Source organism: Methanosarcina subterranea (assembly GCF_055385895.1).
Map to the genome: position 1 here is coordinate 2,658,967 of NZ_AP042426.1, position 14,699 is coordinate 2,673,665.

The following is a 14,699-nucleotide window of genomic DNA, read 5'->3' on the forward strand; positions in this document are numbered from 1 at the left end:
TCCAATTCCCATAAATGGAATCATGCCCCATAATCCTGTAATCTATGGAGATAGGATAGTTTGGGGAGATGTGATTATCCCAATGAATATCCGCGTCCTGTTATCTGTTTGTACGACTTCCCCACTCCCAAACAAACTCAGATCTCCGCAAGCGAGTATTTTTCAGACAAGGTGGAGGTTTTCTCGTAGAATATATTTTATGTCCTTGCCCGCGGTATAGTTAATAATTCGGGATCAGGATTCCAGATGCATCTGATATTTGTTTTTTCTATTAGTTGTGGTGGAAGAATGGCTCAAGGCGCTGCAAAGAATAAATAAGAAAAACCATTCCGATTGCCCCTCCCGTGGTAATAACAACTCGTTTTTCATCAGCTACCTGATCGTTCAGGAATTTCGAGTATGGTTATTTTTTCATGTCAGGCGAGAAGTATCGCAACCTTTTTAAGTTCACAATTGTTACTATGCTCAAGTTCACAATTGTTAATTCGCCCAGGTTTCACGATTGTAAGCAGTGCTGCTTACCGAAATTTGCCGGGGTCATATAGCGTTACTTCAATTTTATCGAGTGCATAAATATGAATACCGAACTGAGTGCAACTGTCAAGGCAGACCTGTTGAGTATAGGGAGTATTAGGGTAGATCCTGAGCTTCTGCCCGTGCAGCTCACAAGTCTGGCTACAGCCGGGCCCGGAGCAGGTGGTTCTTCCGTCTTTTTCAGGTCAGGAGAACGACGGGTATGCCTTACGATTAATGAGATTTCTCCTTTGCGTGCGGTGGCAAAGGATGGAAAAGTGGTCCTGATTAAAGGAGACAATGTGATTGCCAGAGGCATGCTTGAGCACCCACTCTGCCATTGCCCTGAACAGGCATACATCACACTGTCCGAGAAGTGTGTATACGATTGCCAGTTTTGTCCGGTGCCAAAAATGCAGGGCGGGATAAAAGACAGTAAAAAGGTACACCGGATGGTCGCAGAAGCTTATGCAACAGGTGAACTGAAGGCAATTTCCCTTACCAGCGGGGTAGCGGTCTCGCCAGAAAAAGAAGTCCAGAGAATGGTGGACGTCGTAAAGCAGCTTAAGCGTGAATACGATCTGCCAGTAGGGGTTTCTGTCTATCCCACAAAACATTCTTCGGAAAGACTCTACGCTGCAGGGGCATGTGAGATAAAATACAATGTTGAGACTATGAACCCTGAAATTTTCCGCCGCGTCTGTCCGGATCTTTCCCTCCAGACAGTGCTTGATTCGCTCGAAAATGCAGTGGATTATTTTGGCAGAAACAGGGTCTCTTCGAACTTTATAATAGGACTTGGAGAAAGCGACGAAACTGTCCGAAAAGGGCTCAAGCAGCTTACGGACCGGTGTGTGATCCCTATCCTCAGGCCCATATCGCCCCATCCTCTAAGAAAAGATGCAATAAGCATCCATCGACCGAGTGCTGATAGGCTTCTGAAACTTGGAGGTATGCTGAAGGAGATGCTTGACTGCCAGTCCCTCTGTGCAGAAAAATCGCAAACAATGTGCCTCCTCTGTACTGGTTGTGATCTTACGCCTCATAGAGATCTTTGAAAGCTATGATTAACTTGAAAGCTATGATTAACTTGAAAGCCTTGATTAACTCAGATTTGAATATTAATTATTCCGGTTCATGATCTAGAGGTCTCAGCCCTCTTTTTTGTCCTTATTCATAATAACAGCTCTTAACAGCTCTTAACAGCTCTTCAGACAATTCTTGAAAAAAGATGTAGTTTCAAATTAGTCTAGTAGTTTAAAATTAGTCTATTCTTTCCTTTTTATTTAGTTTTTTAGCCTATTATGGACATATTTTGTTAATGTTTGGGCTTATACGGACAAAATAGCTCTATTTACGGAAATATTTATAAAACTCGGATCTGAATAGTTGAGTACATGACACAGCAATTTACTCTTACCATAGAATCTGGAAAGAACAGACTTGGAGAACAGGAAGGGTTTGACAGGATAGAGATCAGGCCCGGAGACACTCTGTCAATAGTGGGCCCGACAGGTTCAGGAAAATCGGCTTTAATCAATGACATTGAAACTCTTGCACAGGGAGATACCATAACAGGCCGAAGGATTCTCATCAATGGGGAAGAACCTCCCGAGTCGTTTGTACGGGAGCCCGCCTTCAAACCTATTTCCATGATAACCCAGAATACACGCTGTCTGGCTGACCTTTCGGTCGAAGAATTCCTGCTTATGCATATAAGGGCACGGAAACCTGGCAGGGAAAATCTGCTCGACGAAACAATAAATCTTGCAAATACATTTACCGGAGAAGAGATCAGCCCTGAAAGCCGGATGAGCGGTTTATCCGGAGGTCAGACCCGGTCTCTTATGATTGCAGATGCCCTTGTAATCGGGGACACTCCGATACTTCTCCTTGACGAGATTGAAAATGCAGGGATCTTCAAAGACCGTGTTATCCAGTCTCTCCATGGAGGAAATAAGGCTGTTATCCTTGTAACACACGACCCTTACCTGGCTCTTACAGCAGGCAAGCGCATAGTAATGAGACATGGAGGAGTCGCCTCTGTGATCGAACCGACAGGCAAGGAGCAGGACCTTATTGAAGACCTTGCCTTAATTGAAGACAGAATGCATCAGATCAGAGAAAAGCTCAGGCTTGGAGCTTCTTTTTCCTCTGGTTCTCCTTCCGGTTCTTCAGTCAGTTCTTCAGTCAGTTCTTCAGCCAGCCCTTCAGAGGTTTTGACTGATGTGGTTGAACAGGGGATGGTCTATAAATGAAACTCCTAATAATTGCAGGCCCTCCCAGCGGAGGAAAAACTGCTGTAGTCCGCCAGATCATAAAGAATCTGCCTGAAGGCTCACTTCCTGCCTTCCTGAAAATCGATGTTGTGCATGCAACTGAAGATGAAGAGCTTGCAGAAGAGTTTGACATTCCTGTCAAAAAGGTATATTCCGGAGATGTATGTCCTGACCATATGGGAATCCTGGTCCTTGACGATGCATTGCACTGGGCTGAGAGCCTTTCAAGAAATATTCTGATAGTCGAAAGTGCAGGGCTCTGTCTCAGGTGTACTCCATACACAACTTACTCGCTTGGAATTGCAGTTGTAAGCGCGATCTCAGGAACAAATTCACCTTTCAAAATGACACCTCTTCTCGCTCTTGCAGATGTGGCAGTTGTTACAAAAACCGATCTTGTATCACAGGCAGAAAGAGAGGTTTTCAGGGAAAGCATCAGAAAAGTTGTCCCAGGTATTGATATTGTAGAGACAAATGCAATTCAGGGAACCGGGCTCAGATATTTGATGAGGAGAATTGTCAATCAACCCGAAATAGGATCGGACCCTATCATGCTCAGAGGCTCCCCTCCTCTAGGAGTATGTACGGTATGTATCGGCAAAAAAGAGATTGGGTGGAAAAACCACTTTGGAGTCATCCGGCCGCTTGATATGCCAGAGCCCCTGTACAGAGGTGACTGATTGTGATTGAATGGAATCCCCCGGGTAAAGACTGTGGAGCCTGCGGTTCTCAGACCTGTTCTGGTTTTGTTAACCGGCTTGGAGCCGGGCTGGCAGAGCCGGAATTATGCCCTTTTTACAGTAAAAACAATATGTATAGTCAGGACAACATCCTGATTCAGGATAACATTCTAAGCCAGAATAATGTTCTAAGCCAGGATAATGTTCTAAGCCAGGATAATGCTTTGAGCCGCGAGAACCTTTTGAGCCGGGAAAATCTTGCAATCCAGGCCAGAAACATCACTTACTCAGGTGTAGATGTTGTCGGAAAAGAATATGACTTTGTTCTTCTTCCGTTTTCTGGTGAGCCTTCAGCACGTAAATTCATAGTACCGTTCAGGGCAGACCTTGTAGAAAAATGGGATATTAAAAAAGGAGATCTTGTAACCGGTCGTCCGGCAGGTCCCGGATGCCCTGTCTATCATGCTTTACGAGTCCTCAGCGCAAATCCGGTAACGGGTGTAATTGAATGCCATACTGTTGGACCCATGGCTGCAAGAACAGAAGACGTGCATGACGTTCAGGCGTATCATGTCCACGCTTTCGAAGGAATTGCAAGTACTGTAAGAAAACCCCCTGTCTTCGGAACCCGCCAGTATTTCCTGCCTGGCAACTGTATGATAGGGCTTGCCCATACTGCTCTTGTAAACATGAGTTTTCAAAAACCTTCAGGACTCCACGTCCGGCTTGAGGACATAAGGATATTGTGAAGGTCTTGAAGAGATAGGGAAATACGAGAGCGGGATACTATGAAGACCATTGAAGAGATAAACCGGAAAATCGCCAATAATGAGGCGATAATCCTGACTGCTGCAGAACTCAAGTCCATGGTGCGTGACGGGCAAAAGGTTACCGTCGATGATGTGGATGTGGTCACTACCGGAACCTTTGGCGTGATGTCCGGTACAATGGCAGTTATAATGGTACCTGTAGCCGAAAAATGCAGTTTTGAGAGAGCAGATGCAATCTGGCTAAACGGTGTGCCTGCCCAGCCCGGACCCTGCCCGAACGAACGGCTTGGGGTTGTTGACCTTGTGGTAAACGGGACAGCCCGTGCAGATGATCGGTACGGCGGAGGGCACCTTTTCCGGGACTTTGTGAAAGGAAAAGAGATTGAAGTCCTCGTAGAAGCACACGGCAGAAGATATGAAAATCAGGTTATGCTTGATGACATCGACTTTGCCAGGATAATCACTACAAGGCTCGCATTTAAAAATTACCACGCACTGATAAACCCTACTTCCTCCACGATCAACACCATCTTCTCTGTGACAGGCCTGACAGGTCCTTTTACGGAAACAACGGTATCAGGATGCGGTGAAATAAACCCTCTGCAAAACGATCCTTCCCACAGGATAATAGGTGTGGGTACAAGAGTTCTTTTAAACGGCGCATCCGGTTATATTATGGGGAAAGGGACCAGAGCCAGCCCTGATAAACCGAATGTCTCAGCCTATGCAGACATGAAAGACATGGACCCGACGATGATGGGTGGGATGAAAACCGCACACGGACCTGAATGCCTGACTTCTCTTGCAGTTCCTATCCCTGTTCTTGACGAAGAGATACTCTCAGGATTAAAAATCCTGGACCAGAATGTCCTATTACCCGTATCAGACATAAACGGGCGTACTTCACATTCAAAAGTAAATTACGGGCATATCTGGGGAGATACCGACAAAGTGATCCGTGTCGAAAAAGATAGATGCCTGCAACACCCGGATTGTGCTGCAATGCGCACCTGTCCCACGGACGCAATCTCGAATAATTTCGTCATCAATCGAGACCTTTGCATCAACTGCGGAACCTGTACACTCCAGTGTTCTGAAGGAGTATTCCGTGGAAGACTTGGGTCAATAGAACTGGCTGAAGGAACTATCCCTATATCATTGAGGCAGTCTGACAGGGCAAGGGCAGAAAGGCTCTGTACAATGCTTAAGAATCGTATTCTGAAGCACAAGTTTACACCAACACAGATGATGGAACCTCTTTAATAGAGAGGTTTTTATTCCCTTTTTGATGCAGTCTTTCAGCCAGATATCTCTTTTCAGGCTTAGTGGACATATATTTTAAGATCTAATGACTGTACAACATTACTAGTGTCGAGTCCACAGTAAAGTGTCGTATAAGATCGATTACAACTATTCAGAATCGTTCAATCCTTGAGGATTGACGCGACACTAACTTGCTATGTGGTTCTTGTCACGCTCGACGCAGGAGAGCGGTCTTTCCCTCAATAAAATGGAGAAAAAAGAAGAGAATAGGTGAATAAGAATAGGTGAATAAGAATAGGTGAATAAGAATAGGTGAATAAGAATAGGTAAATAAGAATCGGCAAATAAAAAATAGGTAAATAAGAATAGGCAAGTATAGTCTACGTCTGCTTTTATTACTCTTGTTACTTTTTCAAGTTTATTTTTATTTTTTCTTCTTTCCACTTCTTTTTGTCTTCAACTTTTTAGACTTTTTTAGGAATAGGCGCCAGACAAACTGGTGCAGGCACTGATAGATACTTGTGGATTAAAACAGGTTCCCGGATTACATGGAAGTATTTTTGGGAATGAGGAGGATATTTCCCCAGAATTTCACTGTAGATTCAGTATCATTCTTATTAGAGCGGGTTCGTTTTCGGGACAAAAAGTATTTTACCGATAAGTGCTCTTTCCAGTGCATTCACAATTGTGAAGTCAAATTCAAGATTTAAGTTTCTGGAGCTGGCAAGGCAGAGTTACCCAAATCAGGCGGTCGGTATATATCCATGCAAAGGGAACGTTTATACGATGCGTTGATCGAAGAACTTTCCAGAATTAAATGCCTGCTTATTTCATATTCGAAATATTTTATTTCGGAGGAGGCAGCATCTTACTTATATTTGTAAAATTTGTAAACTACTTGCGCCAAAAAGCTCCGCGAATCCTCGAAACCTTAAAAGATACAGAAGCGGTAGCATGGATGAAGTATTATGAATATTGAAGATTGTTTAGCTGACTTCCGGATACCTCAGTACCTCCATTACATGGATAGTGCTGCGACCAGCCTTATCCCTGAGCCTGTTATAGCTTCCATGAACGAATACGACAGGCAGTATCGCGCAAATGTAGGCAGAGGGATGCACCGGCTCACAAGGGTTGCGACACAGAGGTACCAGGACGCACATGATACTGTCAGCAGTTTTATTGGCGGGGATGAAGGCACAACAGTCTTTACAAAAAACACTACAGAAGCTATCAACACGGTTGCAGCCGGACTGGACTGGCAGCCCGGAGACCGGATAGTTACAACAGTTATGGAGCACCACTCCAACCTGCTTCCCTGGCTTCGATTGCGCCAAAAAGGCATTGAGGTAGTTATTCTTCAGCCGGGTCCTGAAGGCGTTTTTGATACAGAGGCTTTTAATGAAGCAGTTACTGTTGACACAAAACTGGTTGCAATAAGCCATGTTTCAAATGTGCTTGGTACCGTGCAGCCTGTTCATGAAATTGCTGGTATCTGCAAAGAGCGTGGAGCATATTTTCTGGTTGACGGGGCGCAGTCTGTCCCTCATTTTCCTGTGAATATTCAGGATATGGGATGCGACTTCCTGTGTTTTTCAGGGCACAAGATGCTTGGCCCAACCGGTACTGGTGTACTGTGGATGCGAGATGCGGTTCTTTCTCCACTCATGGTAGGGGGAGGCACAGTTGATGACGTGGTTATTGAAGGTGTAATTACTGGAAATGCAGACACTGAAGATGTTATCACCGAAGGATATACCCTGACTGAAGGTTATAAGCGATACGAAGCCGGCACACCGCATATCTCTGGAGCAATTGGGCTGGCGCAGGCAGTGAAATATCTTGAAAATCTGGGGATGGATGCTGTCTTCAGGCACGAACAGAAGCTAGCATCACGTCTTCTTGCAGGGCTTGTCGGAATAGATAATGTCACTGTTTATGGGCCGCAGGACATAAAAAACAGGATAGGAGTTGTCTCTTTTACCATAGACAGGATTCACCCTCATGAAATAGCCTATTTGCTTGACGAAAGAGCGGCGGTTCTTGTCCGTTCCGGAGATCACTGCTGTATCCCATTAATGAAGCATTTCGGGCTTGAAAACGGCACTGTGAGGGCTAGCCTTTATCTGTACAATACTTTAGAAGAGATAGACCTGCTTATTGAAACAATCGAAGAAATAGCTCGTATAGTGTAAGGAATACAGTGCAAGAAGTATTGCCAAGGAGTATTGTGCAAGGAGTATGATGTGATGTACAGAACTGTCCCCTGTATAAAGTATGATAACGGGTCAATGGTCCCGTCGTCACATGAAGTTGTAATGGAAGTGCCTCTTGCAGTCTTCGTCAACGGCCGCCACGCTCTGACTGCAATGATAAGCCCGACAATGCTTGAAGAGTTTGTAACAGGATTTTTATACACAGAAAAGATCATCCGTAAACTTGAGGACATCGAATCGTTGCGTATAGAAGAAAACAGAGAAAAAGACAAAGAAAAAAACAAAGAAGAAAATAGAGAAAAAAACAAAGAAGAAAATAGAGAAAAAAACAAAGAAGAAAATAGAGAAAAAAGTAAAGAAAAGAGTAGAGATATAAATAGTGTCGGTACTCTGAGTGCCAGTGTCCTGACAAAAAATCCCTCTTCGATCATGCTTTCAGGTAAAACAGTTCTTTCAGGATGTGGCAGCGACACTTCATTCCTTGATGCTGACAGGCTTCCAAAAATTAAGTCGGATCTGGTCACTGATGTTTCGATAATAAAGAATATAATGAAAGAAACACTGGTTTCAGACATTCATGCCAGAACAGGCGGCATACACATTGTAGGTCTTTTTGGGCCTGATGGAAAGATCTGTATAATAGAAGATATCGGCAGACACAACGCTCTTGACAAGGTAATAGGTTACGGATTGAAGCATGATGTGGACTTATCAAGGACAATTGTAGCCTGTTCGGGAAGGCTTTCTTCTGAAATGGTAAGGAAATGCCTTATGGCAAATATTCCTGTTATCGCATCCAGAGGTGCAACCACGACGCTTGCTATAAGCATGGCAGAGCAAGCCGGTCTTACTATTATCGGTTTTGTCCGGAGCCAGAAAATGAATATTTATACAGGCGTGGAAAGAGTCAGGAATCAGGAATAAGCTTGATTAAAATTCCTTAATGCTTATTATAATCCCTTAATGCTTTACTGTGAGTCTTTAACTATGAGTTTTTAACTATGAGTATTTAATGCTTAACAAATAAGAGTCCTAAGAGTCCGACCATTTTCCAGATGAAGATTTACTAAGCAATATATAACACATATTTTTATCACTCATAACTTTAAACCACGCAGAATTTAAAACGCCTATCGAGGAATACTGATGAAAAACCCGCTAAAAACAATAAGGGAAACAAAACCCCTGATCCACCATATCACTAACTGGGTAACTATTTACGACTGCGCAAATATAACAAGAGTTTTTGGTGCGCTCCCTGTAATGGCGCATGCTCCTGAAGAATGCGCTGATATGACAGGAATATCATCCGCACTCGTGCTGAATATAGGAACCCTTACATCTGAAATAATTGATTCCATGCTTATCTCCGCTGCCGCTGCAAACGAAAAGAAAATTCCTGTAGTACTTGATGCAGTCGGAGTTGGAGCTACGAAATTCAGGGATGAGATGGCTGCAAAAATCCTTGGCTCTGTCCATATTGACATAATCAAAGGCAACTATTCCGAGATTGCAAAACTGGCAGGCGAAAATGCTGAAACAAAAGGTGTTGAAGCAACTTCTATTAGTGCCGACCCCGAGAAAGTTGCAAAAGAGTTTGCAAAATCAAGCTCCTCTGTCGTGGTAATGACCGGAAAAGAAGATATAATAAGTGACGGGAGCAGGACCTTTATTGTAAAGAACGGGCATGGGCTAATGGGGTCAATTGTCGGGACCGGATGCATGGCTGCATCGATAATTGGTTCATTTGCCTCGGTAAATCCGGACTATTGTGATGCGGCTAAAGACGCTTTATGCTATTTTGGGGTTGCAGGAGAACTTGCAGCTGAAAACTCAAAAGGACCTGGAAGTTTTAAGGTTAACCTGTACGATGAAGTGTTCGATATGTCCGATGAAAAAGTAAAGGATATGATGAAAGTCGAAGAAAGGCGAACCTGAAAAAAGGGCATTCTGGCGGTTTGTTTGATTGGTCTGGATACTATTTCAGGGCACTGTGAATAGCATCTACCTATCGCTTCTGTTCCGCGCCCCAGCGACTGGAGGCGGCCGCCTTTGAATAAATGAAATTATAAACATCTGGAACTGAAAAGACAATTGGTACTGAAAAGACGATAATCACAATACCAACAATTTAGCGGTTGGTTTACTAATTTTTAAATATAATTATTTTTAAACACACGTGTTAATGGGTTGAAGTGTAATGGATCAGAAAAACTGCAATCAGAAAAATTCCGATAAAATGAATTCTAATCAGAAAGATATATCCCGGAGAGATCTCTCCCAGAACTATTCTCTTTTAAAAGAGATCGATTTTTATCTTGTGACAGACTCCGGGCTTTCAAAGAAAGGGACTTTATCCGATGTAAAGGAGGCAGTTGAAGCAGGCTGCAAGATTATTCAATACCGCGAGAAAAACAAGAGTACAAAAGAGATGATCGATGAAGCATCCGAAATCAAGAGAATCTGCAGGGATAGAGCAATTTTTCTCGTAAATGACAGAATTGACGTTGCTTTAGCAGTTGATGCGGATGGAGTTCACATAGGCCAGGATGATATGCCGATTGAAACTGCAAAAAAACTTCTGGGCCAGGACAAGGTAATCGGTCTTACTGTCCACAACGTTGATGAAGCAATCGAAGCAGAAAAAAGTGGAGCTGATTATGTAGGTCTCGGCTCAATATTTGATACTGCTACTAAAAAAGACGCAGGAAAAGGGATTGGACCTGTCAGAATAAAAGACGTCAAAAATGCGATAAGGATCCCTGTAGTTGCTATTGGTGGAATTAATAAAGAGAACTGCAGGACCGTTATTGAAAACGGTGCTGACAGTCTTGTTGCAATCTCTGCAATTGTATGCAGCGGCGATGTAAAAAAGGAAATCAGAGAGTTCATTAATATTATTCAGGAAGTAAAAAGCTCAAGTAGTCCATAATCACTCAGTTTATAAATAGATTCTATAGTTAGATTCCAGAACACTCGAAAATCTAATCTTGTGTTTTTCTCTTCTGCCCCGTACAGGGCTAGAGCCGGCCTGCCAGCAATGAAAAAGAGTGACAAAAATAATTGATACTGCTACTAAACGAGATCAAATATTTTGGAAAATATTTCCCGGTCTAAGAATATTTCCCTTGGCCCAGGAAACCGCCTTTTATTCCACAATTTATAGGACGCCTTCGCCAGCTTGCCTGGCAGCCCTTTCCAAAAAAGAAAGAACTGAGCTTATGCCAAAATCATTTAAAATGCTTTAAATCCCAAATAAAAGCACTCAATTCTATATTTTCCGGAAAAATTTCCTTAAATAGCTTAAAAATGCAACCTTCTAAAAGCAGTTGGTGCCCTTATCAAATCTTTTCTTCCAACTTTAAAAGCCGTTAATGCCGTAAGTAAAGCGGCAATGTTGCCTATAGAGACAAACATTTTAGCCCATTCAATTCTTCTTGTAGGTGTTTTCGAGCGATTGTATCCCACTACTTCATTTGAGTTCTTTCTTTCAACAGTGGTTCTAAGATTGTATATTTTACCAAGGAGTCTATGAAATTTCCTTGGTATATATATTCCTCTGAAGTGGGTTCCTGTTTCTGTTTTAAGAATAGTTCCTGCACTGTTAGCTCTGGCTGCTATAATTGGAATAACTCCATGATCAATAACCACCTGGTTAGAAGGATGACTATCAGGTCCAGCATCTGCAATCATAAAAAGTGGTTTATGAGTTTCCGATTTCATGCACTGAATGATAGTTTCTTGAAATATAGTGTTGTCATTTTTACTTGCGTTTACTGCATCCCAATAAACTGGTAAACCCCACCAACTATCAACAACACATGTATCAGTATACCCCGTTCCAGATAGGACACTATACTTTCCGGTTTTTTTAACATAATGTCCTGCATCAGGATCTGAGAGCATACCAGTTTCTTTATTTTTTAATCCACTGCAGTTGCACTCAAAGAACCTTCTATCCCATATCCAGATTTTATCTCCTATAAGATTTAGATTTCTACATTCTTGTATCAGTAATTGAGCATATTCCACGAAATATGGATAAATACATTTCAGATTTCTACGATATGATGAAAGAGTGATTCGATCACGATTTTCAATATTTAATTCCTTTCTTAGAGCTTTATTCTGGTTAAATTCTCTAATGAATGATTCAAAATTTGAATACCCCATCTTACATCTTGCAATTTCTAACTTGAGAATGTTGTTGAAATTTAACGATTCATGCTGAGGATGGTACTCCATTGAAGCCTGTAATTCAATGAAAAAGTTATCCAGCGAAGGATTTAATGCAAACATGTCTCCTATATACCCATGAAACGTTTTGAAGTGTTGAAAGGCAAGTACTTGATTCCAGGGCAATACACTTTCCATATATTCTTTGCTATGTACAACTAGAAGATTAATTTTATAAGGAATGCAAATTTTCCTTTTGAGAAAAGTAAATCCTTCACCAAAAAAGTCTGAAAGCACTTTTTGAAAAATAGGGAGCACATTACGTACTTTACAATGTCTTTTGTTTTTAGTAATTTTCTCAATGAAAAGGATCTTTAAGTTAGAATATTCACTCAACATCGGATCGAAAATAGAGTATATAGACATCGATTTTTCAAAAAGATTGCTTATAAAATCTGTGAGTCTTGACTGTTTTAGAGATATGATACGGATTTTAATATTTGTCTTTTGATCGTCCAATTTTCGACCAAAAAGCTGTTCGTATTCTTTTCTGCCTTTAATACTCTTAAGACTTATAACAATGGTACGTGCAGACCCTAAAAAATCGTCGATTTGAGTCAATAAGTACTTATATCCTTTTGTAATAATCTTTATCATGGATTATACCTTTTTAAAGCCCAATTATTTGTTTGGCGACATAATATTGGTTTAATTAGGTATAATCCTTTCTATTTACCTTTAAATTGAAATTAAAGTGTTTTAGTCTAATTTTTTAAAAAAATAGATCTTTTTAACATCCATTATTCCAAAATAAGGGCTATTAACTAAAATGGCATAAGCTCACCTCAAAGGGTAAACACAACTCCCAAAAAATTCTCAATGCTCTGATCTTACTTAATTGTGATAAAGGTGAATGGAATGTCAACCATTCAATCAACGAAGAAATCTCACGTGTCCTGAATATCAGTATGAAAAAAATTGATCGTGTTAAAAAGCGATTTGTTGAAGAAGGTCTTGAAGTTGCCCTCAATGGAGAAACAAGAGATCGGATTTATGCTAAAAAAGTTGATGGTGATTTAGAAGCCCATTTAGTTGCATTGAGTTGCAGTGAACCTCCTGAAGGTTTTGCAAGATGGTCTTTGAGATTGTTAGCTGATAAGGTTGTAGATCTTGGCTATATCGAAAATATTTCTCATGAAACAATACGTCGTACTTTAAAAAAACGAAATCAAACCCTGGCAAAGGAAAGAATGGGTAATTCCTCCGGAACAAAACAGTAGCTTTGTTGCAAATATGGAAATGGTTCTGGATATTTATAAGCGTCCATTTGATCTACGAAATCCTGTTATATGTATGGATGAATCCCCAAAACAACTTATTGGAGAAACCAGGATTCCAGTCCCCTGCTTACCCGGAAAACCAGCCAGGTATGATTACGAATACAAACGTTGTGGGATGTGCAATATATTCCTTGCCTGTGAACCATTGACAGGAAAAAGAATGGTGAAAATTACTGAAAGAAAAACCAAGAAGGACTGGGCTTGTTTTCTGGAAGAAATTGCACTTCAACAGGAAAATGCAGATAAAATTACGCTGGTAATGGACAATCTAAACACACATGTTCCGGGATCTCTCTATGAAGTATTTCCACCAGCAAAGGCGAAGGCAATATGGGATAGGTTTGAGTTTGTGTACACACCAAAACATGGAAGCTGGTTGAATATGGCAGAGATTGAATTGAATGTACTCACAGGTCAGTGCTTAAAAAGGAGAATGAATAACATTGACACTGTTAAGAAGGAGGCATTGGCCTGGCAAAAGTTCAGAAACAACAAAAATGCAAAGGTTAATTGGCAATTCACAACAGAAGATGCAAGGGTAAAATTAGCACGTCTTTATCCGACAATTGAGGATTGACGAGACACTAGTTAAGAAAGAATGATCTCAAAAATACCTGAATTAAAACGCCAATCTGCCGAATTCAAGATAGAATACATCCTTATACGCAAAACGAGTTACTTTGACAGCCAAATTATAAATACCTTTAATCTAATAATTAATTTATTAATTAAATGAACATTAGGGGAGTAAAATATGCCAGATCTGATTGGTTTAGCAGTGGTATTTTTAATCTTAGCATTGATTGCATATATATTGGGTGCAAGGGGGATTGCCGGATTCTCTATGACTATCGCAAAGTGGCTTGTTATAATCTTCGTTATACTTGCAATACTTTCGCTATTATTATGACGGTATCCCATACTAAAGCAGTGTTATAAAGGTGGTAATGGGCATAAACCAGTTTGTGTCCATGTTCTTTTTTCACCTTGACGTAAGAAAACTGAAGGAGATTACAGCAATTTTTTATTTTCATTGCTGACCTGATATAGCAATATTACATTATGTTATTTTTTTAAATCTGTTATTATTTTTAAACGTATTATTTATTTTTGAATAAATGTACAGTTTGATCACGAATAGCTGGGCCTGGAGTATTTCTATGTCGTAAGCAAACACTTTTTCGATATTTATAAATGAGAACTGAAGATTAACCTCCTTGGAAGGGATTAAACTTCTTAAATGTTTGAATTATCTGATTTCCATTTAAAAAAAAGTAAAAGGAAATAAACTGTTATTAACATAAAATATTGTCTAAATAAATCTACTATGTTTTTAACAAAAAAAGCAAATCTGATAGCCTTGAATAAAAAGTAACTACATGATTAATCCTGAACGAAAATTGTTCTATTTTTCAGTTAAATTCAGAGTAGAATAACCGGTAGATATTATAGACGTTGTATT

Annotated in this window: 11 protein-coding genes and 1 pseudogene; 11 read left to right on the top strand and 1 reads right to left on the bottom strand. The window is 40.8% G+C overall.

Annotated features, from left to right (window positions below):
* Nucleotides 1-575 precede the first annotated feature (575 nt).
* The 9 genes from ACZ5A8_RS11745 (at nucleotide 576) to thiE (ending at nucleotide 10,653) form a co-directional block, all read left to right on the top strand.
* On the top strand, nucleotides 576-1,571 hold the full coding sequence (locus ACZ5A8_RS11745; protein WP_464529214.1) for a radical SAM protein: 996 nt from the start codon (nucleotides 576-578) through the stop codon (nucleotides 1,569-1,571).
* Nucleotides 1,572-1,910: 339 nt separating this feature from the next.
* Nucleotides 1,911-2,771 carry an ATP-binding cassette domain-containing protein gene (locus ACZ5A8_RS11750; RefSeq protein ID WP_464529216.1) on the top strand — a complete coding sequence of 287 codons (861 nt, stop codon included), beginning with the start codon at nucleotides 1,911-1,913 and terminating at the stop codon, nucleotides 2,769-2,771.
* Complete coding sequence (locus ACZ5A8_RS11755) at nucleotides 2,768-3,472, top strand: GTP-binding protein (RefSeq protein WP_464529218.1); 705 nt, start codon at nucleotides 2,768-2,770, stop codon at nucleotides 3,470-3,472. Before ACZ5A8_RS11750 ends, ACZ5A8_RS11755 begins: the two co-directional genes overlap by 4 nt.
* Before the next feature lie 2 nt (nucleotides 3,473-3,474).
* Nucleotides 3,475-4,221, top strand: coding sequence for a (Fe-S)-binding protein (locus ACZ5A8_RS11760; RefSeq protein ID WP_464529220.1), 747 nt, complete (start codon nucleotides 3,475-3,477; stop codon nucleotides 4,219-4,221).
* Nucleotides 4,222-4,260: 39 nt separating this feature from the next.
* On the top strand, nucleotides 4,261-5,505 hold the full coding sequence (locus ACZ5A8_RS11765; protein WP_464529222.1) for a methanogenesis marker 16 metalloprotein: 1,245 nt from the start codon (nucleotides 4,261-4,263) through the stop codon (nucleotides 5,503-5,505).
* Nucleotides 5,506-6,473: 968 nt separating this feature from the next.
* Entirely contained in the window at nucleotides 6,474-7,700 is a 1,227-nt protein-coding gene (locus ACZ5A8_RS11770) for a cysteine desulfurase (RefSeq protein ID WP_464529224.1), read from the top strand.
* A 54-nt stretch (nucleotides 7,701-7,754) separates the two neighbouring features.
* A complete protein-coding gene (gene fdhD, locus ACZ5A8_RS11775; protein WP_464529226.1) occupies nucleotides 7,755-8,645 on the top strand; it encodes a formate dehydrogenase accessory sulfurtransferase FdhD in 891 nt (296 codons plus the stop codon).
* Nucleotides 8,646-8,867: 222 nt separating this feature from the next.
* A complete protein-coding gene (thiM, locus tag ACZ5A8_RS11780) occupies nucleotides 8,868-9,659 on the top strand; it encodes a hydroxyethylthiazole kinase (protein WP_322221184.1) in 792 nt (263 codons plus the stop codon).
* A gap of 301 nt (nucleotides 9,660-9,960) precedes the next feature.
* Nucleotides 9,961-10,653, top strand: coding sequence for a thiamine phosphate synthase (gene thiE, locus ACZ5A8_RS11785; protein ID WP_464529227.1), 693 nt, complete (start codon nucleotides 9,961-9,963; stop codon nucleotides 10,651-10,653).
* 371 nt (nucleotides 10,654-11,024) lie between these two features.
* Here the strand turns inward: thiE and ACZ5A8_RS11790 are convergent, their stop codons facing one another.
* Nucleotides 11,025-12,020, bottom strand: a complete 996-nt coding sequence (locus ACZ5A8_RS11790; protein WP_464529078.1) for a hypothetical protein — start codon at nucleotides 12,018-12,020, stop codon at nucleotides 11,025-11,027.
* A 716-nt stretch (nucleotides 12,021-12,736) separates the two neighbouring features.
* Between ACZ5A8_RS11790 and ACZ5A8_RS11795 the strand changes: the two are divergent.
* Nucleotides 12,737-13,814, top strand: a pseudogene (locus ACZ5A8_RS11795) (IS630 family transposase); the annotation flags it as partial.
* A gap of 177 nt (nucleotides 13,815-13,991) precedes the next feature.
* On the top strand, nucleotides 13,992-14,147 hold the full coding sequence (locus tag ACZ5A8_RS11800; RefSeq protein ID WP_229390009.1) for a DUF1328 domain-containing protein: 156 nt from the start codon (nucleotides 13,992-13,994) through the stop codon (nucleotides 14,145-14,147).
* Nucleotides 14,148-14,699: the final 552 nt, after the last annotated feature.